Source organism: Mesorhizobium sp. B3-1-8, assembly GCF_006439495.1.
Taxonomy (GTDB): Bacteria; Pseudomonadota; Alphaproteobacteria; order Rhizobiales; family Rhizobiaceae; genus Mesorhizobium.
The window spans coordinates 1-23,173 of sequence record NZ_VFTK01000014.1 but is presented as its reverse complement, the minus strand read 5'-3'; the positions used below and the strand labels follow the sequence as shown (position 1 = coordinate 23,173).

General features: G+C 62.5%; 18 protein-coding genes. 15 read left to right on the top strand and 3 right to left on the bottom strand.

The genetic code is table 11. From position 1 onward, the window contains the following. Positions 1-28 precede the first annotated feature (28 nt). Together FJ424_RS14825 and FJ424_RS14820 are read right to left on the bottom strand one after the other, a co-directional pair. Positions 29-1,588 (bottom strand): ABC transporter substrate-binding protein, encoded by a 1,560-nt coding sequence (locus FJ424_RS14825; RefSeq protein ID WP_140659184.1) that lies wholly within the window; start codon positions 1,586-1,588, stop codon positions 29-31. 184 nt (positions 1,589-1,772) lie between these two features. Then, complete coding sequence (locus tag FJ424_RS14820; RefSeq protein ID WP_140659185.1) at positions 1,773-2,765, bottom strand: membrane dipeptidase; 993 nt, start codon at positions 2,763-2,765, stop codon at positions 1,773-1,775. A gap of 202 nt (positions 2,766-2,967) precedes the next feature. On the opposite strand from FJ424_RS14820, the gene FJ424_RS14815 reads away from it, so the two are divergent. Continuing rightward, positions 2,968-4,998 carry a prolyl oligopeptidase family serine peptidase gene (locus FJ424_RS14815; protein WP_140659186.1) on the top strand — a complete coding sequence of 677 codons (2,031 nt, stop codon included), beginning with the start codon at positions 2,968-2,970 and terminating at the stop codon, positions 4,996-4,998. Between the two features lie 12 nt (positions 4,999-5,010). After that, on the top strand, positions 5,011-6,270 hold the full coding sequence (locus FJ424_RS14810; RefSeq protein WP_140659187.1) for an FAD-binding oxidoreductase: 1,260 nt from the start codon (positions 5,011-5,013) through the stop codon (positions 6,268-6,270). A gap of 13 nt (positions 6,271-6,283) precedes the next feature. Here the strand turns inward: FJ424_RS14810 and FJ424_RS14805 are convergent, their stop codons facing one another. Continuing rightward, positions 6,284-7,177, bottom strand: a complete 894-nt coding sequence (locus FJ424_RS14805) for a LysR family transcriptional regulator (protein ID WP_140659188.1) — start codon at positions 7,175-7,177, stop codon at positions 6,284-6,286. 118 nt (positions 7,178-7,295) lie between these two features. On the opposite strand from FJ424_RS14805, the gene FJ424_RS14800 reads away from it, so the two are divergent. The 13 genes from FJ424_RS14800 (at position 7,296) to FJ424_RS14740 (ending at position 22,225) form a co-directional block, all read left to right on the top strand. Next, positions 7,296-8,648 carry an aromatic ring-hydroxylating dioxygenase subunit alpha gene (locus FJ424_RS14800; RefSeq protein ID WP_140659189.1) on the top strand — a complete coding sequence of 451 codons (1,353 nt, stop codon included), beginning with the start codon at positions 7,296-7,298 and terminating at the stop codon, positions 8,646-8,648. A 134-nt stretch (positions 8,649-8,782) separates the two neighbouring features. Continuing rightward, entirely contained in the window at positions 8,783-9,430 is a 648-nt protein-coding gene (locus FJ424_RS14795) for a hypothetical protein (RefSeq protein WP_140659190.1), read from the top strand. 737 nt (positions 9,431-10,167) lie between these two features. Continuing rightward, the gene (locus FJ424_RS14790) at positions 10,168-10,512 is read left to right on the top strand and encodes a non-heme iron oxygenase ferredoxin subunit (protein WP_210239411.1); all 345 of its coding nucleotides are present in this window, start codon (positions 10,168-10,170) and stop codon (positions 10,510-10,512) included. Between the two features lie 56 nt (positions 10,513-10,568). Then, positions 10,569-11,867 (top strand): sugar ABC transporter substrate-binding protein, encoded by a 1,299-nt coding sequence (locus tag FJ424_RS14785; RefSeq protein ID WP_181182200.1) that lies wholly within the window; start codon positions 10,569-10,571, stop codon positions 11,865-11,867. Positions 11,868-11,944: 77 nt separating this feature from the next. After that, a complete protein-coding gene (locus FJ424_RS14780) occupies positions 11,945-12,934 on the top strand; it encodes an ABC transporter permease (RefSeq protein WP_140659192.1) in 990 nt (329 codons plus the stop codon). Then, positions 12,931-13,950 carry an ABC transporter permease gene (locus FJ424_RS14775; protein WP_140659193.1) on the top strand — a complete coding sequence of 340 codons (1,020 nt, stop codon included), beginning with the start codon at positions 12,931-12,933 and terminating at the stop codon, positions 13,948-13,950. The genes FJ424_RS14780 and FJ424_RS14775 overlap by 4 nt, the downstream gene beginning before the upstream one ends. A gap of 21 nt (positions 13,951-13,971) precedes the next feature. Next, positions 13,972-15,522, top strand: coding sequence for an FGGY family carbohydrate kinase (locus tag FJ424_RS14770; protein WP_140659194.1), 1,551 nt, complete (start codon positions 13,972-13,974; stop codon positions 15,520-15,522). Between the two features lie 5 nt (positions 15,523-15,527). After that, the gene (locus FJ424_RS14765; RefSeq protein WP_140659195.1) at positions 15,528-17,012 is read left to right on the top strand and encodes a sugar ABC transporter ATP-binding protein; all 1,485 of its coding nucleotides are present in this window, start codon (positions 15,528-15,530) and stop codon (positions 17,010-17,012) included. A gap of 97 nt (positions 17,013-17,109) precedes the next feature. Further along, positions 17,110-18,105 carry a fatty acid desaturase gene (locus FJ424_RS14760; RefSeq protein ID WP_140659196.1) on the top strand — a complete coding sequence of 332 codons (996 nt, stop codon included), beginning with the start codon at positions 17,110-17,112 and terminating at the stop codon, positions 18,103-18,105. After that, complete coding sequence (locus tag FJ424_RS14755; RefSeq protein ID WP_140659197.1) at positions 18,012-19,358, top strand: FAD-dependent oxidoreductase; 1,347 nt, start codon at positions 18,012-18,014, stop codon at positions 19,356-19,358. The genes FJ424_RS14760 and FJ424_RS14755 overlap by 94 nt, the downstream gene beginning before the upstream one ends. Beyond that, positions 19,358-20,464 carry a zinc-binding dehydrogenase gene (locus FJ424_RS14750; RefSeq protein ID WP_181182204.1) on the top strand — a complete coding sequence of 369 codons (1,107 nt, stop codon included), beginning with the start codon at positions 19,358-19,360 and terminating at the stop codon, positions 20,462-20,464. Before FJ424_RS14755 ends, FJ424_RS14750 begins: the two co-directional genes overlap by 1 nt. 155 nt (positions 20,465-20,619) lie before the next feature. Next, complete coding sequence (locus FJ424_RS14745) at positions 20,620-21,306, top strand: alpha/beta hydrolase (protein ID WP_181182201.1); 687 nt, start codon at positions 20,620-20,622, stop codon at positions 21,304-21,306. Next, positions 21,293-22,225, top strand: a complete 933-nt coding sequence (locus FJ424_RS14740) for a LysR substrate-binding domain-containing protein (RefSeq protein ID WP_181182202.1) — start codon at positions 21,293-21,295, stop codon at positions 22,223-22,225. The genes FJ424_RS14745 and FJ424_RS14740 overlap by 14 nt, the downstream gene beginning before the upstream one ends. Positions 22,226-23,173: the final 948 nt, after the last annotated feature.

Below are 23,173 nucleotides of genomic sequence, written 5' to 3'. Positions count from 1 at the left end.
GCCCCATGCCGTGCCGTTGTCCATCACGTCAGGCAGGTTTGAAGTCCGCGAAGCAAGGCTCGCCATTCGGCTTGAGCCCGGCGGCAACGCTCTTGCGGTACATCACGCCGGTGACTTCATGGGTGAGGAAGACGTAGCAGCCGCTCTCCTCCATCAGGTCCTGCATCTTCTTGTACATGACGTCGCGCTTGGCCGGGTCGAGCTCGATCTTGCCTTCGGTGACCAGCTTGTCGAATTCAGCGTTGCTGAACTGCTCCCAATTCCACTCACCGATCTGGCTGGTCGTGTACCACTCCGTCGCCCAGCTCGGATCAGGCTGCATCGAGAAGCGCGACAGCACCATCTGGAGCTTCTTGTAATAAGGGTTTTGCTTCGACCCCAGCGTCCAGAACGTGCCGCTGTCATTCTGCTTGATTTCGACGTTGATGCCGATGTCCTGCAGGTTCGCCTGCACGACCTGCGCCGCCGACAGGCGTTCCGCCTTGTTGAGGATGTCGAGCGTGACGGTGACGCCGCTGGCGCCGGCCTTGTTGACCAGCTCGCGAGCCTTGTCGGGATCGTATTCGTAGAGATTCTTCTCGCGATGGCCGACCAGGCCGGGCGCGATGATGCCGGTGGAGGTGGCGGCGGCGCCGAAATAGGCCGCGTCCACCACGGCCTTGCGGTCGACGCCATACTGCACGGCGCGGCGCAGGTCCGGATTGTCGAAGGGCGCCGCGATCTGGTTCATGCCGAGCCAGACGAAGGCCAGCGATGGCTTCTCGACCACGACGGTGTCCGCCGGCGGCGTTTCCTTCAGCCGCTTGATCGAGGACACGGCCGTCCAGGTGTAGTCGAGGTCGCCTGCCTCATAGCCAAGCTCGGCGGTCTTTTCGTCCTCGATCGGATGGACGTGGATCTCGTCGTAGCCGCCCTGCTCGTATTTCCAGTCCGGGTTGCGCACGAGCACGGTGCGCTGCTTGGGCGTCCATTCCTTGAGCAGATAGGGGCCTGACTGCGCCACGGGTTTCACGCCGAGCTTGCCGCCAGCCTCGGTCACGGCGCGCTTGGACAGGATCGTGCTCGACGGCGTCGGCAAGGTCGAGGTCCACAACGGCGCGAACGCCTTGTTCAGATGGATGATGCCCGAAAGCTTGTCCTTGACCTCGACTTCCTTGAGCGTCGCCCAGTCGCCCGCATAAGGGGACTTGTTGGCGGGATCGGCGAGGCGCTCGATCGAGAACTTCACGTCCTCTGCGGTCAGCTGACCGAAACCGTCGGTGAAGCCGATATTGTCGCGCAGCTTGAAGGCGATCGTGAGTGGGTCGAGCTGGTCGATCTTCTCCACCGCCATCGGCTTCCAGCCCCAGCTGTCACCGGGTGTGGCGACAACCAGGCCGGCGAAAATGACGTTGGTGATGTCGCCTTCGGGCGCGGCCAGGCGAAAGGCCGGATCCAGCGTCTGGATATCGCCGTATGAGCGCACCTTGAGGATGGAACCCGTCGCTTGCGAGCGTTTCGTCGAATAGATCAGCGAGGCAAGGCTTAGCGCACCGACGCCGGCCAGCACGCCGCGGCGCGTCATGTTGATGTTTGCGGTTTCGATCATGCTCTGCCCCTCTTGATTTATTTTGTCCGCCGGCATCGGCCCGGCTTCGGGAGATCCTTCCAAAGGCCCCCGTTTCGATCAGCCTGCCCCGGCTATACACATATGTCTAGTGAAAAAAATGCATCCTGTGCCGTCGGACCGGACGCGTTTTATCCGCGACCGACGCGATTGCCATTTCGATCGGCTATTTCCAGATCTCGCGCGCCAGCCGCATGAAGTTGCCGCCCATGACGTCGCGAACAGTGCGTTCCGGATGGCCGCGGCGCAGCAGCACCTCGATAAGCTCCTTCGTCTGGCCCGGGCTCGAATAGGTCGTCTTGCCTTCGGGATATTCGTTCTTCGGCCAGAAATGCGGATTGCTGGAGATGATGTCCTCGATGCCTTCGACCTCGACCGGGAAAGCATAGTCGAGCCCGATGCCGACATGGCGCGGGCCGGCAAGGTCGATCAGATATTCGACGTGGTCGGCCAGCCGCTCAGAATCGGTGCGGCCCTCGCCGAGGAAGCGGTTGAGGCCCACGACGCCAATGATGCCGCCGGTACGGGCGCAAGCCTTGATCTGGTCATCGGTGATGTTGCGCCCGTGAGCGCACAGCGCCTTCGGGTTGGAGTGCGAGAAGATCACCGGCCGGTCCGTATATTCCATCACGTCCATCGTGGTGCGATAGCCCGTATGGGTCACGTCCACGAACATGCCGAGGCGGTTCATTTCGTCGATTACCTGCCGGCCGAATGCGGTCAGACCTGTGTCCTCATCGTGGCACCCGCCGCCGGCGAGATTGTTGCGGTTGTAGGCGAACAGCATCTGTCGCACGCCGAGGCGATGGTAGAACTCGACCATTTCGACCCGGCCGTTCAGCGCATTCATGCCTTCGATGTCGAAAGTGACCGCCAGCTTGCCTTGCGCCTTCGCGGCGAGGACTTCGTCGGCCGACGAGACGAGCGCGTAGTCGGCCGGACGCGCCAGGATCCAGTGCCGGAAACAGGCAAGCGTGGCGACTGTCTTTTCCCAGGGCAGGAGATCGAAGCCGACATCGATGGAAAGATAGTCGACGCCTGCGTCGCGCCAGATCCGCAGATTGTTCAGGTCCGCGGCCGGGTCGGGCATGAAGCCGGAATGCGCATCCCAGATGACTTCGCTCTTCAGGATCGACTGGACTTTGTCGTCAAGGTTCATCGCGTCTTTGTCCGGTTGTTACGTCGCTTCGAAATCTGCGCGTTCCAATCATGGCGGGTCAACCGCCCATCGGGCCGTCAAGGCCCTTGGCCCAATCTAATGTACACCGGTGTCTAGACAATGCTCCGACTGCCGTTATGGTTGGGTCCGTGAGCTTGCCGTGGCGATAGCGCCAGGTTGAGCGCGGTGTCGGGAAGTCGAGATGAGCAGCGTGCGGAACTCCGGATCGATGATCGCGCCGATTGCCGGCCGGATGTCCGGGGATTTCCGCTCCGCCGCGGAATTCGCCGAGGCAGCGGGTTTGTACGCCGCCCTCTTCGGGCTGGACGGGCACGTCTTCGCGGCTCGCTCTCTTTGCGGTCACGCCTCCAGCGATGCGATGTTTTTCATCGGCCAGAGCTTCGAGGGCGGCCTCGATAGCCCGCCGGTCAGCCGTCTCTATCAAATGCGGCGCGGCGATCACTCGCCTCAACGGCTCAATGATGCGGAGACCAGGCAAATCAGTCCTGCGCCGGACGGAGAGAGCCTGGCGGTCGCCTACGCCGGTGGAGAGGCGGGCGTCGACCGCATCGAGATCTGGTCTGGCGGCGAAGGCACCGCGGTGGCGGATGTGCCCGGCCGGATCGAGCTGATGGACTGGGCGCCCGATGGCCAAAGGTTGCTGCTCGTCGTTGCCGGCGTCGGCGCGGATCTGGCTGGAATTCACGGTAGCTACGCGCAGAAGCAGAAGACGGATGCCCCCGCATGGCTGCCCGAAGTCGGTTGGGGCGAAGGTGAGGACCTTTGGCGCCGGGTTTGGCTCTGGGATATGAAGGCCGAACCTGCGCCGCTCACGTCGGCGCCGCTCAATGTCTGGGAAGCGAGCTGGTGCGGCGCCGACAAGATCGCCGCCGTGACCAGCGATGACCATGGCGAGGGCAGCTGGTATGCGGCGAAGCTTTCGCTGATCGACGCGAAGTCGGGATCGGCCGCCCTTCTTCACACGCCGCGCGACCAGATCGGCGTTCCTCGCGGCTCGCCCGACGGCGCCCGCATCGCCTTCATCCAGGCCTTCTGCAGCGATCGCGGCCTTGTTGCCGGGCAGCTGTCGATCCTAGATCCGTTCAGCGGCGAGGTTGCAGTCGTGCCGACCAATTCGATCGACGTCACCTCGATCGAATGGCGCTCCGCCTCCAGCTTGCATATGGCGGGCATCCGTGGCCACGAGACGGTGCTGGCCGATTGCGATGTCTCCAGCGCAGGGGTGACCGAACGCTGGTCGTCGACCGAATTGACCTGCGGCGAGTGGGCGCCCTCCAGCGTGCCGGTCGGGGCCGCGGGCTCACTCTTCATCGCGGAGGCTTATGACCGGGCTCCATTCCTGGCCGAAGTCGCCGACGGCGGACTGCGCGAAATCGCGTCGCTCATGGCGTCTGATGCGCAATCCGCAATGGCCGGCCGCGGCAAGGCCGAGCCGTTTTCCTGGCGTGCCCGCGACGGACTCGAAATCCAGGGCTGGCTTGTCCGCCCGCTGGCGGCAGCCGGGCCGACGCCGCTGCTGGTCGATATCCATGGCGGGCCGATCTCGTCCCATCGCAACCGCTGGATGGCGCGAACGCGTTCCGCTCCACTGCTCGTCTCGCGCGGCTGGACGATTTTCTTTCCCAACCCCAGGGGCAGCACGGGACGCGGGGAAGCCTTCGCCCGCGCCGTGCAGGGCGACATGGGCGGCGCCGATGCCGACGACATTTTGAGCGGCATAGATGCCCTGGTGGAGAAAGGCCTGGTCGACCCGGATCGCGTCGCCGTCACCGGCACCAGCTATGGCGGCTTCATGTCCGCATGGCTGCCGACGCGCAGCGGCCGCTTCGCCGCCGCCATTCCGATCTCGCCCGTCGGCGACTGGTACAGCCAACATCGCACGACGCAGATACCGGAATTCGACGCGCTGATGCTGGAATCCTCGCCATGGGAAGAAGGCGGCGCCTATTTTACCCGCAGCCCCGCCTTTTACCGGCAGCTCAGCAAGGTCCCGACGCTGGTCATGGCCGGCGGCATCGACAAGAGCACGCCGCCCGGCCAGGCGCTGGAGTGCCATTTCGCGGCCTTGCGCTCGGGTTCGCCAAGCGCGCTCGCGACCTATCCGAGCGCCGGCCATAGCCTGCGCGGCTATCCGGAATATATCGACACCGCCGCCCGCATCGTCTGGTGGCTTGACACCTATGTTGGCGGTTCTTCGACCGCGAAGATCTAAGGAGGAAGAGAAATGCCGGCAGCAAGCAACAGCAAGCATATCGTGGTCGTGGGCGGCGGCATCATCGGCTGCTCCACCGCCTACCATCTGCTGAAGTCGGGTGTGAAGAACGTGACGCTCGTGGAGGCAACCGAGCCGGGCGCGGCAACGACCAGCGCCGGCGCTGGCTTCGTCTCGCATTGGTCGGCCGGCATGATCCCGGCCGGCGAAGAAGGCCTTCGCCTGCAGCAATACGGCCTCGACTTCTACCGCATGCTGCATGAACTGGGTACCGAGATCGGCTACCGGCCGAACGGCACGCTGATCATGGCGCTCACGCCGCAGGGGCGCGAGGATTTCGTCATGCCGGTGCTCCGCTCACCCTATGCGCCGAAGGAGATGCAGGATCTGAACGCCGCGCAGATCGGCGAGAAGATGGGCGGGCTGGTCGATCCGGCGAAAGTTCATTCCGGCGCCTACAACCCGCATGGCATCCAGCTCGACACCAAGCTCGCGCTCGGCGTGCTGGTCAACGAGATCAAGAAGCTCGGCGGCGTCGTGCGCGACAGGACCAGGGTCCTGAAGATCGAGGACGCCGGCGGCAAGGTCACGCTGGAAACCGACCGCGATAGCATCGAGGCCGATGGCGTGGTCGTGGCGGCGGGCGCCTGGAACAACGAGGTCCTCGCCAGCCTCGACTGGCACCTGCCGCTGCTGCGGGTGCTGGCCACGCGCGTGGTCACCGACGATCGAGGCCTGCCCTCGACGCTGCCGACCATCCAGTGCCGCGAGTTGCGGCTTTGGCTGCGCGAAACCTTTGGCGCGATCATGTGGGGCACGGGCAGCCACTACACGCCGATGCATCGCCTGGAGGAGAGCGACCTCGAACCCGGCCAGCCGCATAATCGCGAGCTGATGCAGTCCATGGTCGATCACCAGATGGGCAAGCTGCAGGAAGTCTTCCCGCCGCTCCGCGGCTCGCAGGTCGCGAACTGGTCGCAGGGCATCCCCTGCTACACGCCGGACGTTGGCTTGATGGTCGGGCATGTGCCGGGCCACGCGAACATCGTCGTCGCGGGTGGCGACAACGAGACCGGCGTCAGCCATGGACCGGGCCTCGGCAGGCTGGCCACCGAGATCCTGCTGGACACGCCTCGCTTGGTCGATCCGGCGCGCTTCAGGGTCGACCGCTACGCGCGCGATGCCTTCCCGAGCGAGGAAGATGTCGAGGCCTCAATGCCCGCATGGAGCGCGCGCCACGGCGCCAGGCGTTTCGCCACCGCCGCGGAATGAGACCGGCGGCAGGTCAGCGGGTCGTCGCGCTGTCGAGCAGGGCTTGCGCCACCATCTGTTCGGTCGGCGTCGTCTTCCTGCGGGTGACGATGTAGAACGCATCGGCATGGCGGCGCGGAGTCCTGGTCAACCGCACCAATTGCCCGAGCCTGAGCTGCTCTTCGACGAAGCCGGCCCAGGCGAGCGCCGCGCCGCGGCCGGCTATCGCCTCATGCATCATCGACAGATAGCTGGAGAATGTCGGACCGGGCAGGCTCCGCGTAGTGCCGATCCAGGATCTCCAATTGTCGATCGCATCTTCGGGAGCTGCGAGATGCAGCAGCGGCACGTCGAGGAAGGATGCCGGATCCTCCGAGGCCAGAGCAGGGTGCCGTTCGAGGAAGCCCGGCGAGCAGACGGGAAACCACTCCCCGTCGAACAGCTTGCGGGCGGCGAGGCCAGGCCAAAGCTCGGGGCGTCCGAAGCGTATCGAAATCCCGACTTCCGGCCGGCCGAAATCGTCGGGATTGCTTGAGGTCAGCAGCGTGACACGGCCATGCGTGACGAGCGAGGTCACAAGGTCGAAGCGCGGCATCAGCCAAGCCTGGACGAGGTCGTAGCCGCTGGCGATGACGAGGGAATCGCGATCGGCCTCCTGCAGGCGCGCGACGGCGTCGCGGATCGTGCCCAGCCCGTCTCGTATCGCCTCGGCCAGCGCGGCGCCGTTTTCGGTCAGCGAGACGCGATTGCCCTTGCGGGCCAAAAGGTCCAGCGCGAGCCGCTTTTCCAGATTGGCGATGTGGCGCGACACGGCCGATTGCGCGATGGCAAGCTCCTCGGCGGCGGTCGTCAGGTTGCCGCGTCGCGCGGTCGCTTCAAATGCGACCATCGCGTTGAGCAAGGGGAGCGAGGCTTTGAGCGTCTTCATCGAGGATAAGAGTATTCCATGACTTTTTGAGATGGAAGCCTGCCAAATCCATGGTTGATGAGTGCCGCAATTCGCTGCAACCCTGATCAAAAGGCATTAGCCAGCCGGGGAGCCCGCCATGTATGCAAACGACAAGATGTTGTCCGGCCTCGATCGCGCGCGCGTGGTCAGGCTGATTGACGAGCATCGCAAGGACTGGTCGCTGCAGCAGGCCTTCTACCTCGACCCGGACATTTTCGCGCTCGAGCGCGAATTGTGGTTCCCTCGCCAATGGGTCATCGTCGCCCATTTGAGCGAAGTGCCGGAGAGGGGCAGTTACGTCATCCGTAAGTTGTTCGACGAGGAGATCATCGTCGCCCGTCATGGCGATGGCGAGGATGATATTGCCGCCTACTACAATGTCTGCACCCATCGCGGCTCGCGCCTGTGCGTCAAGGATGGCCGCGGCAAGCTGCTGGTCTGTCCCTATCATGCCTGGTCCTTCCGGCTGACCGGTGAGTTGCAGACCCGGCGCGACCTGCCCGAAGGCGTCGATGGCGACAGCCTCGGACTGCACAAGGTGCCGACGAAGGTGATGGGTGGTCTGGTGATATGCGGCCTCGATGCCTCCAGCCTGCCTGACATCGAACCGGCGGCGGCCGGGCTGACGGATCTTCTGCGCGAGAACGGGGTCGCCAACGCGCGCATCGTCGCGCGCAAGATTTACCTGACCAAGGCGAACTGGAAACTGGTGCTGGAGAATTTCCTCGAATGCTACCACTGCCGCCCGGCCCACCCCGAATATTTCCGCGTCAACGGCCATGTGAAGGTGACCGCCATGCGCGACGACTACAACGCCGCCGAATGGAGGCAGGAGATCGACGCCTGGCACAGCGTCATCGGCGACGCCGAGTTCCACAAGGGCGTGTGGGAGCCAGGCGACCTGGACACGATGCCCTACGCCATGCATCGCAAGCCGATCGGCTCGGGCCGCCTCACGCTTTCCGACGATGGCCAGCCGGTCTCGTGCCTGATGGGCGGGCGCGGCAAGTATGACGGCGGCGAGAACGGGTTCCGGATCGGCCGGCTTTCGTTCCTGAGCGCGCCCAACGACTATCTGACGATGTTCCAGATGATTCCGCGCAACGCCAACGAAACCGACGTGATCCTGACCTGGCTCGTCGACAAGGATGCCGATCCGGCCGTGGACGCCGACAAGATTTCTTGGATGTGGGACGTGACGACCGTCCAGGACAAGAAGATCACGGAAGACAACGCCGAAGGGATTGCCTCGCGCGCCTATCGCCCCGGGCCTTATACGCCGCTGGAGTCGCAGACCGCCTTTTTCATAGAGACCTATCTATCGCAGATGCGCACCCTGGTCACCGGCGAACGTAGGGAAGGGGACGAGGCTTGGGCTGCGCCGTCACAGCTCTATGCCTCGCCGCAAGCAGCCTGCAGGGCGCAAAAAAATGGCCAGGCCGCATCCTAGATGTTGTGACCACGATCCAAATGTGGGTTGTCGCCCCGCGATAATCGCTCGCTGGCGGCAGGCCGACACGCGCGAACAATGGTCAGGAGCAGCCCTGTCGCCTTGATAGGCGTTTTCAGCCTGATCGTCGTTCCGTGATCCCTGCCGCACGTCTGCAAGCCACCCTCGATCTTACGCACGAAGTCGATAGCGTCGCGCGTCCCGCGGATGCTGTCGTCCCGGCCTGGTTTCGCGCCCGACGCTATATCGGCGACAAGGACCGTGGTCAGATTTTGGTGTCGCTCTATGTGCTTCTCCGGCATCAAGGACGGCTTGGTTGGTGGCTGGTCAAGCATGGGCGCGAGGATATGCCCCGCACCTGGCTGCTCGCATGGCTCACGCCGAAGGAAGGCAGGGCGCCCGAACAGATCAAACGCTTGTTCAATGGGGTGAAATTCGCGCCTGCCATCCTGATGGATCATGAGCACGCGCTGCTGATCAAATTGCAGAGATGCACAATCGACCATCCCGGCATGCCGGAAGAGGTGCGCCTCGAGTGCCCGTCCTGGGCGGCCGATCCCCTACGGCGCCGTTTCAAGGAAGCGCATTCGTTCCAACCGAGCGCCGTCATCTCGGCGCGGTTCATCGACAGGAACGGCGCGCCCGTCCGGCATGAGGCCGGTGGCGGAACGATTTCTTTTTGGGCGCTGGCTAGGGTTTCCATCGGCAACGTAGAGGACGCCGCCAAAGTGGATGGTTCGGTTCCCGAATATTACTCGCAGCTCCGGCCCGGCGCAGCTTGACTGCCGCCGGTCGGGATACGTCGTTGCAGCAGTCCGAGTCGCCAATGCCATGGCACAGGTCGACCACAAAGTTCTGAATGACTGCTTTGCGACCGTCGGTGTCGACTTTCTGGTCCTCAGAGGTCGATTCTGGGAGCGGCTGGCGGTAAATATTGGGATAGTTCGTGTGTTTACCGCTTTTTATCTTCTATTCCTTCGCCGTAGGTAGACCAGACGCGCTCTGATCGCGGGCCGGAAAGGTCAGCTCATGACGCAACGGCGACTGACGTCTGCCGACGCGTGGACGACCGGTTTGCGCCTCAATGTCAGTCGTAGAGATCGACTTCGTAGGTTTCTGAAAGCAGTTCTTGCCGGCAATTACTACGTGTCGTGGCAGCGCCAAAACAGCCGGCCTCCTGACGCGGCGGTCAGGTTTTCGGCCCCAACGCGCCGCTCGCCTCTGTGAACGGGGTCGATTTCGCAGCTGGCTGCGACTGTGCTGCTAGCGCCGACTCGCGTCACGCGATGATGGCAGGCTTTTTCAACGTCTGGCTCGCGCCGGCTCCGTGTGCCGCGATCCGCTGAAGCTGCAATCCAGTCGCCGATCACCTACGGGCTTCTTCCGGCTGTCGCTGTGACGAGCGGGTCCGTCCGGCAACTGTTATCGGAGTCATCAATACCGGCATTCTTACAATGAATTGGCTGCATAAGGAAAGACAACGAAAATAAACGAAAAGAATGACGACTGCGAGGAATGAATGGCGGCGGAAACGACAACAAAGGACATGCAATGGATACAGGCGATCCGCGTTGACAGCCTGCCCGTCGGCGACGCGACGCGCATAGAGCACGCCGGGGCGTGCATCGCAATCTTCAATCTCGGCGGCAGATTTTACGCGACAGCCGGCGTCTGCACCCATGCACACGCATTTCTTTCCGAGGGCTACATCGATGGCCAGACGATTGAGTGCCCGCTGCATCAGGGACTGTTCCATATCCCGACCGGCATGCCGCTTTCGCCGCCCGTCACCGAGCGACTGAAGACCTACGAAACCAAGGTGGCGGACGGCTACGTCCACATCCTGGTGGGAGGAGGAGACTAGCACTGACTTCTTCGGGACATATCCCGAGCTGAAACCAAAATATGGGAGGAAACCTAATGCTGAAACTATCACGCCGTTATCTCTTGAAGACGGCTGCGACACTGACCGTGCTTGCTGCCGCCCCGCTGGCAATCGCTCCGGCGGCCGCTGAGGAGTCGGTCCATTCCATCATCAACGCGCTCATCAAAAAGTATTCCGGCGAGGCGAAGGCCGGAATGTCGAATGGTGACGTGAGAGCGCTGTTCGAGAAAGATGGCTTTCGCGACTACCTCGACGTCTACCCTGTGGGCGAGCTCGCCGGCGGGTTCGTATGGAAGCCGGGCATGGGTGCGAGTTTTGTCGGCCCCTACAGCAAGCTTCAAATCAAGTCGCCTTTCACCGACTATCTGCCGCTTGCGGAAGGTCCGGTGCTGGATCACAACAAGAAGTACCGCATAGGGCTGGTCTTTCACGGCTTCAACCACCCTTGGCTGATCAGCCTCGCCGACACCGCCGCTTGGGAGGCCAAACGCCATCCCAACATCGAGCTCGAGGTGATTGACGCCGAGTTCGACGACAACAAGATGGGCCAGGTCATCGATACCTGGATCGCCAAGCAGTATGACGGCATCGTGCTTTGGCCTAACCGCGAAGCACCGATGGGGCCACCGGTCGATCGCGCCATCGCGGCCGGCATCCCGGTGGTGAGCCTCGATCGCCGCACTTCGTCCGAGCAGATCAGCTCGGAGGTGCTTGGCAACTTCTATGCCAACGGTCTGCAGCAAGGTCTCTATCTCAAGCATGCTGCGCCCGAGGGCAACATCATCTTCAATCGCAAGGATCTCGGCAGCACGGCGGACTCCATCCGCACCGGCGCCTTCCTGGAGACGATCGGCAATACACCTGGCTACAAGGTGCTCGCCAACTATCACACCAACAGCCAGCGCACGCTGGCGTTCAAGTCGACGGCGGATGCGTTGCAAGCCTTCCAGGACATCTCGGTGTCGTTCAACACCGGCGGCGAGGAAGCCATGGGTGCACTCGACGCGATCCGCGAGGCAAACCGGCTGAACAGCGCCCCGGGCGGGAAGAAGATGATGATCCTCGCCAATGACGATGCCCGTGAGGTGCTGAAGGAAATCAAGGCCGGCAACATCGAGATGGTGTCGCCCTACACACCGCTGATCGGCGACATCGGCATCCGCGCCGTTGTCATGCATATCGGCGCCAAGGCAGGCCTCAACGAAGCGCCGCCGAAGCTCATCATGACGCCCAACCTGCCGATGATCACTAAGGAGAAGATGAACATTGAGGGCATCGAGACGCTGACACCGGACGAGTGGCCTTATGCCTACGGTCCGGCAGTCGCGGGCTGATCGCCAGCTCCCATGCGCCTGCCGGATTCTCTGGTGAGGACCGGCAGGCGTTGAACGAACAGGCAGGCGAGCACGTCATGACCATGAGTACTCTTGAAACCAAGGTTGCCTCACAGGCGCGGCCTTCCGACGCCTTGCGGCACCTAGGCGTTGGCGAGATGAGCCGCGTCGCGGTGTTGATCGCCCTGCTTATTGCGGGGCAGGCGATCACACCGTCCTTTCTGTCCCTCGCCAACATCCATGTCATACTTCTCGCCGTGGCCGCGATCGGCATCATGGCCTACGGAATGACACTAGTGGTGATCACCGGAGAGATCGACTTGTCCATCGCCGGGGTCGCAATACTATCCTGCGTCGCCGGCGGGCTACTGATCCCGACCGGCTCCGCAGTGCTCGTCATCGGCACCACTTTGTTGACGGGGCTGGCCATCGGCCTGGTCAACGGCATTCTCGTCGCAGCATTGGGCATTCCTTCGCTGATAACCACGCTCGGCATGCTCGGCATCACCCGCGCGCTCGCCAACATCTTCTCAGGCGGTCAGGCGCTCTATCCCGAACCGATCGCCGCCTATCTCTGGCTCGGCCGCGGCGACCTTGTCGGCGTTCCGCTGCCGATCGTGCTGCTTGTAGTGCTTGGCGCAGCTGCGATCGCGCTCACCAAATATTCGATCTTCGGCCGTGCGCTCTACGCAACCGGCGGCAACGTCAAAGCAGCCGCTTTGTCCGGCATCAATGTCGTCGGCGTGCGCACCGCCGTGTTCGCGATTTCCGGCATCTGTGCTGCGCTTGCCGGCATGCTTGAAAGCGCTAGGCTGTCCTACATCAATCCGGCCGGCTTCGAAGGCATGGAGCTTTCGGTTTTGGCGGTTACCGTGCTTGGAGGCGCGGCGCTGTCCGGCGGCTCGGGCTCGATCACCGGTACGGTTGTGGCTGCCCTGATCATCGGCATCGTCAACAACCTTCTCAATCAGCTCGGTGTCAGCATCTATCTGCAGCAGGTCGTGACCGCGGCAGTCATCCTCGCCGTCGTGATGCCTGGCATGTGGCAGCGGGGGATCGCGAAATGAGCGTCCTGGAATTTTCAGCCCCGCGCGTCACGCCCTTCCTGCAGGGATTGCTGCGCGATCCCATCATCTGGCTGATCCTGCTGATCTTCGCTGTCGGCGCGCTAACCTCCGAGTATTACCTCACCGCGCTCAACATCGAGAACCTCATGCGCAGCATCGCTGTCATCGGCCTGTTGTCGCTCGGCATGACGGTGGTGCTGCTTACCGGCCGCATCGATCTGTCGGTCGCGGCGCTGATGATCTTTTCGGTCATTGTCGGCGTGGTCGTCATGGCCGAGATCGGCCCAATGCTGGGAAGCCGTTGGCTGGTGCGCGGCAACACCTATGCCGGCCCGATCGTCCCGGTCATTTTGATCGCGCTGGCGACGGGCATCGCGGTCGGCGCGCTCAACGGCATTGGCGTGGCGTATTTCAAGGTCGCGTCCTTCATCATGACGCTGGTGTCGCTGACGGCCTTGCGCGGCTTCAATTACGTACTCACCAATGGCCACCCCTATTATCTCAAGGCACCGCTCTACAGCTGGATCGGCGATAGCAAGATAGTCGGCATCCCGATCTGTTTCGTTATCTTCCTTCTCGTTCTTCTTGCTCTCATGGGCTTCGTAAATGGCAGCATGCGGGGCGGCCGCTTCTACGCTATAGGCGGCAACGAAAAAGCCGCGCTCTATGCCGGCGTCAAGACGCAGCGCTACGTGGTCCTGGCCTATGCCATCAGCGGATTGTGCGCCGCCCTTGCCGGCATCATCTTCACCGCACGGCTGAAGTCGGTCGATGCGCCGCTCGCTGCCGGTTATGAATTGACTGCCATTGCCATTGCTGTCATCGGCGGCACGGCGCTGGCTGGAGGCATCGGATCGCCTTGGCGTACGCTGCTGGGCAGCATTGCGTTTGCCGCCGGCCTCAACCTGCTCGCCATCTGGGGCGTCGGGACCTGGTACCAGAACCTCGCCATTGGCGTTGTTCTCATCCTATCGGTCGGCTTGTCGAAGATGAGCCGCAAGAAAACACAAGCATAGGCACTCTGGGAGGAGCGATTTATGGGCGGACATCTCACGCTCGGCATCGATATCGGCACGACCAACGTGAAGGCCGCGGTTCTGGACACCAACTCCGGCAAGGTGGTGGCGTCCGGCTCGCAGGAGCATCCGCTGTTTCACCCGTTTCCGGGCTGGGCCGAACAGGATGCGTCGAATTACTGGGGCGCCGTGGTCTCGTCCGTAAGGCAATGTCTGGAGCAGGGCCGCTTCGCCGACGATATCGCGGCCGTGGCGCTTTCGGGCCTTGTCGGCGTAACGCTGCCCGTCAGCGATCAGGGTAAGCCGTTGCGTCAGGCCATGATCTGGATGGACTCCCGCTCCGAGGAAGAGTGCGAAGACATCCGCCGCAGCGTCGGCGAGGCGACCATCAACAAGAACAACGGCAACCGTATCGCGCCCTGGTTCATCGACCCCAAGGCGCTGTGGATCAAGAAGCACGAGCCGCACATCTTCAACGCCACGCACAAGTTCCTGTCGCCTTCCGGCTATTGCACCTACCGGATGTGCGGGAACTTCACGATGAACACCGGCGATGCCGGGCTCGCTTACGCTTACGAATATCGCGAAGAGCGCTGGAACGAGTCGGTCGCCAGGGCGATCGGCATTCCGCTCGAGAAGCTGCCGCGGCTCTACCAGTCCCATGAAGTGGTGGGCGAGGTGACCAGGCAGGCGGCCGAGGAGACGGGGCTGCGTCCCGGCACCATAGTCGCGGCAGGCGGCACCGACATCAGTTCGGCAGCCCTTGGCGTTGGCGTCACCAAAGCCGGTGAGGCCTACTACTCCATGGGCACGGGTTCCAACCTCGGCATCATGATCCCGACCGGGCAGAACGTCGAGGAATACCGCATCCTGAAATGGCCGCACGTGCTGCCCGGCCTGACCATGTTCGACGGCCCGATGGCCTTTACCGGCGCGTCGTTGAAATGGTTCCGCGATCAGTTCGGCGATGCCGAATTCCGCCTGGCCGAGCGCATGGGCCACAATGTCTTCGACCTTTTCACCGAGCAGGCGAAGCGCGTGCCGGCTTGTTCCGACGGCCTGCTTTATCTGCCATACCTCGGCAACACGCTGTCGCCCAACTGGAACAGCAATGCCTGCGGCAACTTCTTCGGCGTGCGTCCAACGACGACACGGGCGCATTTCATCCGGGCGCTGATCGAGGGCGTCGCCTTCGACCTTTATTCCAACGTCCGCACCGCCAACGCGGCCGGCGTCAAGGTCGATGGTTTGATCCTGAACGGAGGTCCGACGAAGAGCCGGTTCTGGAACCAGATCACCGCCAGCGTGGTGAACCTGCCGTTGAAGACGCCAGACATCGGCGAGGCCGCTCCGATCGGTGATGCTGTCCTGGCCGGCGTCGCAGCCGGGATCTACAAATCGCCAACCGAGCCTCTTGAAAGCATCGTCCGCATTAAGGAGACGATCGACCCCGATCCGAAACTGCACGAGCGTTACCAGGATTTCTTCGAAGTCTGGTCGTCGGTCTATCAGAACCTGCGCGGAGACATGGATCGCCATCGCGCGCTTCTCAACAAGTATCATTCGGCTTGATCGCAATGAGCGCCCCACTGCTCGAGGTCCAATCGATCCGCAAGACATATCCCGGCGTCATTGCACTCTCCGACGTGACCTTCGATCTGAAGGCCGGCGAAGTTCATGCCCTGGTCGGCGAGAACGGCGCCGGCAAGTCGACGCTGCTGTCGGTCATGAATGGCCTCGTCGCGCCCGACAGCGGCGAAATCAGGATCGATGGCCAGCCCGTGGTCCTCAACGATCCCACGGTGGCGCTCGCCAACCGGCTGGCGCTGGTCCACCAGGAACTGGTGCTATGTCCGAACCTGAGCGTCGCCGAGAACATCTTTCTCGGCCGTGAACCGGCCGGTCGTCTTGGCAAGACACGCGCTATGCTCAACCGCATGGCGAAGGACCTGCTCGATGAAATTCATGTCAACCTTGATCCTTCGCGGGCGGTCGGCGAACTCAGCCTCAACGAGCAGCAGATCGTCGAGATATGCCGCGCCTTGGCGAGCCGTCCGCGCGTCCTCGTCTTCGACGAGCCGACCGCCTCGCTGAACGATGACCAAGTCGTGCATCTGCTTGCCATCATTCGCAAGCTGAAGGCCAACGGTCTCGGCATCGTCTACGTCTCGCACCGGTTGAGCGAGGTGGTGCAGATTTCGGATCGCGTCACCGTGCTCCGCGACGGCCATGTCGTCGCCACCCGGGACATAGCCGGCTTGAACGAGGCTGCTCTTGTCACGTTGATGGTCGGGCGTGAACACAAGCCGGGCCAGTCCGCCTACAAGGAGAGGCGCTGTGGCGACGTCGCGCTGGAGGCGAAGGGGATCGGCAAGGCCGGGGTCTTCGAGGATATTTGCCTGCAGGTGCGGGCCGGCGAGATCGTCGGCATCGCCGGATTGCTGGGCTGCCAGCGCGAGGCTGTCGTGCGCGCGATCTTCGGCGACCAGTCTATCGATCGCGGCGAGATCCGTGTTCAGGGACGCAAGGTGCAACTGCGCTCTCCGCGTGACGCCATCGCCTTCGGCATCGGCTTCATGCCCGCCGATCGCAAAGGTGAGGGCCTCGTCCTGCCGATGAGCGTCGGCGACAATATCGCAATGACGATCCTGCGCCGACTCGGCCGCCTCGGCTTCATGAAACGCCGGCAAAAAAACGCGACGGCCAACGGCCTGGTGCGCACATTGGCAATCAAGACCAACGGCCTGGCGCAACTGGCGTCGCAACTCTCTGGCGGGAACCAGCAGAAGATCGTCATCGGCAAATGGATCGCACGCGGCGGCGACATCGTGATCGCCGAGGACCCGACCCGCGGCGTCGATGTGGGCGCCAAGTTCGAGATATGGGGCGCCATCCAGGACCTGGCGGAACAGGGCAAGGCAATCCTGCTGCTGACCACTGAGTTGCAGGAGATGATGGATGCCTGCGACCGCATCCTCGTCATGAGCCGCGGTCGAGTGACCGGACATTTTCACCGCAAGGACTTCTCCGCGGAAGCAATCGCGCATTGCTTCGTGGCCTAGCGCCGAAGCGATAACGCCATAGGAACAATGAATTTTTCTTCGATGTCGCGACCCGTTAGACCTGTCGCGACAATGCGCAATCTGAAGGAGGATCGGCATGCAAGGCGATAATTCCGCGAGCTATGCTGGGATCGGTGGCATCGGCAGCAAGATATGGCCGCTGACGGGACCGGAGATCATTTCACGCGACAAGCTGAAGACGCTTCGCACGCGGTCCAATGGACCGGGGCTGATCAGATTGGCGGTCCATCTTACGGCCCTGGCCCTCGGCGTGCTCGCCGTCTACCTCTCGGGTGGAACACCGTGGTTGCTGATACCTTCGATGCTCGCTTACGGCATCGTCGTCGTGCTGCTGTTCGCGCCCTTGCATGAATGCTCGCACGGCACCGCTTTCCATTCGCGATGGATCAACCACGCCGTCGGTTTCGCGGTCGCCGCCTTCACCTTCCGTCCCTTTCTCTACTTCAAATACAGGCATGCCGCCCACCATACGTTCACCCAGCACGAGGACCATGATCCGGATATCGTGCCGTTCCCGACATCGCTTCGCGACTATTTCGGGCAGATAGTCGGCCTCTCCTTCTGGCCGAAGCTGGTCGGTACGCTGTGGCGCGGCACGACCGGGCGCTTCACCGAGGAAGAGCGTGAGTTCCTGCCGGAATCGGTCTGGAAGCAGGTGATGCTGGAGATTCGGCTGCTCGTCCTCTTCTATGTCGCCGTCGCCGCCGTCTCGATCTATTTCGGCAGCACGATCGCGCTGGTCTATTGGCTGCTGCCCCGGGTGATGGGCGAGCCGGTGCTGCGCGCCATCCGCATGGCCGAGCACACCGGCGCCGAGGAAAGTCCGAACCTGCTTGCCAATACCAGGACCACGCTCGCGAACCCGTTGCTCAGGATGCTCTACTGGAACATGCCGTTCCATGCGGAGCACCACCTCGCTTCCTCTGTGCCGTTTCATGCGCTGGGCCGGCTTCATGACGAGGTCTCGCCGCATCTTCAATGTGTCAGCAAGAGCTACTTCCAGGTGCATCGCGAGATCATCCGCGAGGTGCTGCGCAGTGGCCGCGCCACGCCTGCCGGGCAGGGGGCCTGAACGGCGTGGCAGGCCCAGGGAGGACGACCGGGGTTGTGATCGTCGGCGCAGGACACGCCGGCGGTCGCGTCGCAGAAAGGTTGCGGCACGGCGGCTTTGTCGGGCCGATCGACGTGGCCGGGGTCGAAACGGAGCTGCCCTACGAGCGGCCGCCTTTGTCCAAGGGCGTGCTGACGTCGGCGGGCGTCCCGGCAAATGCCTATCTGCTATCGCCGGCACGGTGGAACGAGATCGGCGTCCGGTTCCATCTGGGCGCTGAGGCGATCGGCATCGACCGGCGAGAGAAGATCGTGGCTCTCTCTAACGGCCGCAGCCTCTCCTACCGGAAACTGGTTTTGGCCACGGGATTGTCGCCCCGCAGGATCCGATCGCTTGAGGCTGTCGCGGCACGCACCTTCTATCTTCGCTCGTTCTCGGATGCGCTCGCGCTACGCAGCCGCATCGTGGCTGGCGCTCGGTTAGTGCTTGTCGGGGCGGGGCTGATCGGCCTGGAGGTCGCCGCAAGCGCGGCCAAACTCGGCGCGGCGGTGACGGTTCTGGAAGCCGCCGGGCGCCCGTTGAGCCGACTGCTTCCGCCTTATCTTTCACAATGGCTCGCCGATCTCCATGAACGGGCAGGCGTACGCATTCTCTGTGATCGGCAAGTCGTTTCGTCCGAGACGCTGGACGCCGCAGGGCACCTCCATCTCGATGACGGATCGATGCTGGAGGCCGACCTTGTCGTTGTGGGCATCGGCGGCACGCCGAACGACCGGATTGCCGGCGAAGCAGACCTGCATGTCGACAACGGCATTGTCGTCAATGAATTTGGGCAGACCAGCGATCCCGACATATTTGCAGCGGGCGATGTCGCGGCTCATGAGAACCATTTCTTCGGTCAGCGCTGGCGGTTGGAGTCGTGGAAGAATGCGGAAGACCAAGCGGCCGTCGTTGCGTCATATCTGTGCGGCAGTCCATCCCCTTACAGCGAGGTGCCCTGGTTTTGGACGGATCAATACGACCTCAACTTACAAGTGGCAGGGATACCAGGCATCGGAGAGCCGGCATATGAACGCGGCAAACCGGGCGATCGTGCCTATCTCGCATATTTTACGGCGGGCGACCGGCTGGTCGGCGCGGTCGGGGTCGGATGCGGCCGCGACATCCGCATCGCGCGCGAGATGATCAAGGCCGGCGCAAGGCCAGACGACGCCGAACTCATTCACAAGGGCTTTGCGCGCTTCGGCGATGAACTCGGCAGGCAGGCGTCATGATCCGTTCACGCGCCGCGATCTGCTTCGAGATCCACAAGCCGCTAGCGATAGCAGAAGTGCAGGTTGCGCCGCCCGGTCACGGCGAAGCGCTCGTCGAGATCGTCGCCTCGGGCCTTTGTCACACGGACCTCACCGCGCTCGATGGCGTCAACGCGACCAGCGTCTATCCTCTCATTCCCGGACATGAGGGCGCAGGGCGAGTGGTCGAGGTGGGCGATGGAGTCTACGATCTCAAGCCGGGCGACCATGTCATTCCGCTCTATGGCCCGGAATGCAGGCATTGCCGCATGTGCAGGAGCGGGCGGACCAATCTTTGCTGGACCATCAAGCCGACGCGCGACAAGGGCGTCATGCCGGATGGAACTTCGCGCTTCTCGATCGAATCGCGGCCGGTGCACCATTTCATGGGCACCTCGACGCTTTCCCGCTATACGGTCGTCCCTGAAATTGCGCTGGCGAAGATCCGCAAGGATGCGCCGCTGGACAAGGTCTGCCTGTTCGGCTGCGGCGTCACCACGGGCGTCGGCGCGGCGCTGGCCGAGGTCCGCGAGGGCGACGCCGTTGCCGTCTTCGGGCTGGGCGGCATTGGCATCAATGTTGTGCAGGGAGCGCGGCTTGCCGGCGCCGGAAGGATCATAGGCATCGACGTGACGGATGGCAAAACCGGAATCGCCCGCTCCTACGGCATGACCGACTTTGTCGATGCGTCACGCGAGGACGCCAAAGTCGTGCAGGCGGTTCGCGATCTCACTGACGGCGGCGTCGATGTTGCATTCGAATGTACGGGCATCGTGCCGGTCATGAGGCAGGCCTTTGATTGCTGCCAGCCGGCCTGGGGCGCCGCTGTGTTGCTCGGTGTCGAGCCGCCCGGCGCCGAAATGGGATTCCCGCCGGTTGGCGTCCGCTATGGCCGCACGATCCGCGGCAGCTATTTCGGTGGCGTCAAAGGACGCAGCGGGCTGAGCAAGCTGATTGATTGTTACATGGACGGCCGGCTCGATCTGGATCGGCAGATCACACACAACCTGGCGCTCAGTGAGGTCAATCGCGGCTTCGACCTGATGCGAGCGGGAGAGTCGGTGCGCAGCATCGTTCTCTTCGAATGAATGGCGCGAATTCCAACAAGGAACATGGCTATGTCTTCCGCGACCGTCATCCGGAAAGAACGGACGTCTATAGACGTTTCGACGAGACGAGCGCCGCTGCCCGCAGCTCACTGACATGCCGGCGCAACGTCGCCTATGGCGCGCATCCGCGTGAAGTGTTCGACCTGTTTGCGGCTGGCGCGGGTGCGCCGCTGGTGGTTTTCGTACATGGCGGCTACTGGCAGAGCCTCGACAAGGACCGTTATTCCTTTGTCGCCTCGGCGCTCGTTCGCCGCGGCTTCTCCGTGGCGCTGCCAAACTATCCGCTGGCGCCTGAGACCCGTATCGACGCGATCGTTGCACGCGTCGGGGCCTGCGTGCGGGCGATTTTGCGAACCCTTGCAGCGCCCCCGGCTTTCTGGATCGCGAGCGGCCATTCCGCCGGCGGTCATCTTGCTGCCACACTCGCGATGAGAAGCCTCACGGCAGGCGCGCCGCTGGCGGGCTGCGTTCCGATCAGCGGCATCTTCGATGTCGAGCCGCTGGCAGAGACGTCACTCAACGCGGCGCTTGGGCTCGATCGCGAGCGGGCCGCAAGGATCAGCCCGATCCGCTGGCCGGTGCCGCGTTGTCGGCTCGCGGCCATCGTCGGCACAGACGAGACCCAGGAGTTCCGCGAGCAGTCGCGGCAGTTCTCTTCCTATTGGAGCGGCTCGGGCCAGCACGCCGAACTGGTTCCGATGCGCGGAAAAAACCACTATACGATATTGTGCGATCTGTTGGAGGAACGCTCGGAAATCGCTGAACAAATCGTGCGGATGGCTGAAGCCTTTCGCAGGGAGACAGGCCGTGGGCGGCACTAACAAGCTTCATTTCGTCAATTTCAGCCAGCTGCGTTCCTTCTATGCGGTGGGTCGTGAGCTTAGCTTCACAAAGGCCGCCGATCTGCTCTGCATCGGCCAGCCGACCGTGACCACCCAGGTCAAAGCGCTTGAAGAGACTTATGACGTTCAGCTCTTCTTGCGATCGCCGCGCGGCCTGAAGCTGACGGACGCGGGAGAAGCTCTTCTGACAGTGGCGCGCCAGATCTTCTCGCTGGAGGAGCAGGCGGTCGGCATACTGCGCGCCGAGGGCAATCAGATTTCGGGCAAGTTGCGCGTCGGCACGGTGGGTCCGTTCTTCGTCATGGAACTTCTCTCCGCGTTCCATGCTCAATACCCCTTAGTGCAGGTCTCGCTCGAAAGCGGCAATTCCGACGTCGTCTATAACAAGCTCATGAATTACGAGGTGGACGTCGCCATCATCGGCCGGGACTATGACGATCCGCGTCTCGATCTCGTTCAGCTCGGCCGCCATGAGGTCATTATCTTCGTCCACCGCAACCATCCGTGGGCAGGCCGGCAGCAGATCGATCTTGAGGAACTCGACGGGCAGCGGATGATTTTTCGCGAACCCGGTTCGATGACGCGTCGCGCGTTGGAGGAGATGCTGGAATTGCATCGGATCCGACCAAACGTGGTCATGGAGATCCCGCGCGATGGCGTTCGGGAAGCGGTCGCGGCAGGCTTGGGTGCCGGCATTGTGTCAAAGACCGAGTTCCAGCTCGATGACCGGTTGACGCCATTGTCGATCGCAGATCACAAGCCATTCACCGAGTCTTTCGCAACGTGCCTGAAGGCACGTCAAGAACTTCGTCCAATCGGGGCCTTCATGAAGCTTGTGACGGAAGTTTCAAATCTGAAGTTCAACCAGATGGCTGCCGCCGTCCTCTGCAAGGAATGACCCTCAACCAGAGGCGCTAGGATCACAGATCCTTCAGGCTATAGGCGGAAGTGGCGACGTGGCTGGAAGGCCAAGTCCACAATGGATCGGGTCGCGGAGGAATTAGTCGCCCGGATTTCATGTGCCGGAATGGGTTCTGTCGCAACTCGAGGCTAGGGTCACATGGGAGCTTTGTACGCCCCGTTCAAGCGGCGAGGATGTCCGAATTGCTCAGTGATTGATAGGCTTGGATTGAAGGCAAATTCGCGCGTCGTTTACGCATCATGTGAACCGCCTCGATACGGGAAAGAATGGCCTCGGCGCTTATATCTGACATCTCGCGCACCTCGGAAAGCCCAGCCTGCTTTCCGATGGTGACACAGGATCGCAGGCCGGACCATACACTATTTGAGGGACCATTGCGGTTGGGATAGTGCTTCCGCAGGGCGTGAACCGCAAGGTCGCGTCAAAGCTGGTCCTAACCGTACACAAAGTCCGCCTAGTCTAGCACCCGCGCCTAAGGTACTGCGCCCGACAACATTAGAACGATGCCGACCGCTATCATTAGCAGGCCTGCGGCACCGTCGCAGAAGATTCCAGGCAGGAATTCCGACGCTCCGAAATACCAGTATCCATGGCCGCCCCTTTTTGCAGAACTTGACGCACACAACCTCAGAACGGGCCATTCGTGAGACCTCCCTCTGGCTGTTTCGATACCAACAGGATGTCCAATACCAACGGAAATACCACCCCTGCGCTCCGTTGGACCAAATACGCCGAAATTCCCCGAAACGCGCCTACTCGCGCCCTTTCTTGTAAAAAGATGAGCAATTTCAGCGCTTTGGAGAAACTCAAGCGTAGAAGCTTTGATGAAAGGGTATGTTGGGAGAAGTGCCCTTCCCGAGAGATGGGTGACAGTTCATTCCGGATAGATGGGTTACACTTTCGGCCCTTTGCGAGGAGAGCAAG

Coding starts and splice junctions, on each gene's coding strand:
- FJ424_RS14825 (WP_140659184.1), bottom strand. CDS start 1,588: ATGATCGAAACCGCAAACATCAACATGACGCGCCGCGGCGTGCTGGCC.
- FJ424_RS14820 (WP_140659185.1), bottom strand. CDS start 2,765: ATGAACCTTGACGACAAAGTCCAGTCGATCCTGAAGAGCGAAGTCATC.
- FJ424_RS14815 (WP_140659186.1), top strand. CDS start 2,968: ATGAGCAGCGTGCGGAACTCCGGATCGATGATCGCGCCGATTGCCGGC.
- FJ424_RS14810 (WP_140659187.1), top strand. CDS start 5,011: ATGCCGGCAGCAAGCAACAGCAAGCATATCGTGGTCGTGGGCGGCGGC.
- FJ424_RS14805 (WP_140659188.1), bottom strand. CDS start 7,177: ATGAAGACGCTCAAAGCCTCGCTCCCCTTGCTCAACGCGATGGTCGCA.
- FJ424_RS14800 (WP_140659189.1), top strand. CDS start 7,296: ATGTATGCAAACGACAAGATGTTGTCCGGCCTCGATCGCGCGCGCGTG.
- FJ424_RS14790 (WP_210239411.1), top strand. CDS start 10,168: ATGGCGGCGGAAACGACAACAAAGGACATGCAATGGATACAGGCGATC.
- FJ424_RS14785 (WP_181182200.1), top strand. CDS start 10,569: ATGCTGAAACTATCACGCCGTTATCTCTTGAAGACGGCTGCGACACTG.
- FJ424_RS14780 (WP_140659192.1), top strand. CDS start 11,945: ATGACCATGAGTACTCTTGAAACCAAGGTTGCCTCACAGGCGCGGCCT.
- FJ424_RS14775 (WP_140659193.1), top strand. CDS start 12,931: ATGAGCGTCCTGGAATTTTCAGCCCCGCGCGTCACGCCCTTCCTGCAG.
- FJ424_RS14770 (WP_140659194.1), top strand. CDS start 13,972: ATGGGCGGACATCTCACGCTCGGCATCGATATCGGCACGACCAACGTG.
- FJ424_RS14765 (WP_140659195.1), top strand. CDS start 15,528: ATGAGCGCCCCACTGCTCGAGGTCCAATCGATCCGCAAGACATATCCC.
- FJ424_RS14760 (WP_140659196.1), top strand. CDS start 17,110: ATGCAAGGCGATAATTCCGCGAGCTATGCTGGGATCGGTGGCATCGGC.
- FJ424_RS14755 (WP_140659197.1), top strand. CDS start 18,012: ATGTGTCAGCAAGAGCTACTTCCAGGTGCATCGCGAGATCATCCGCGA.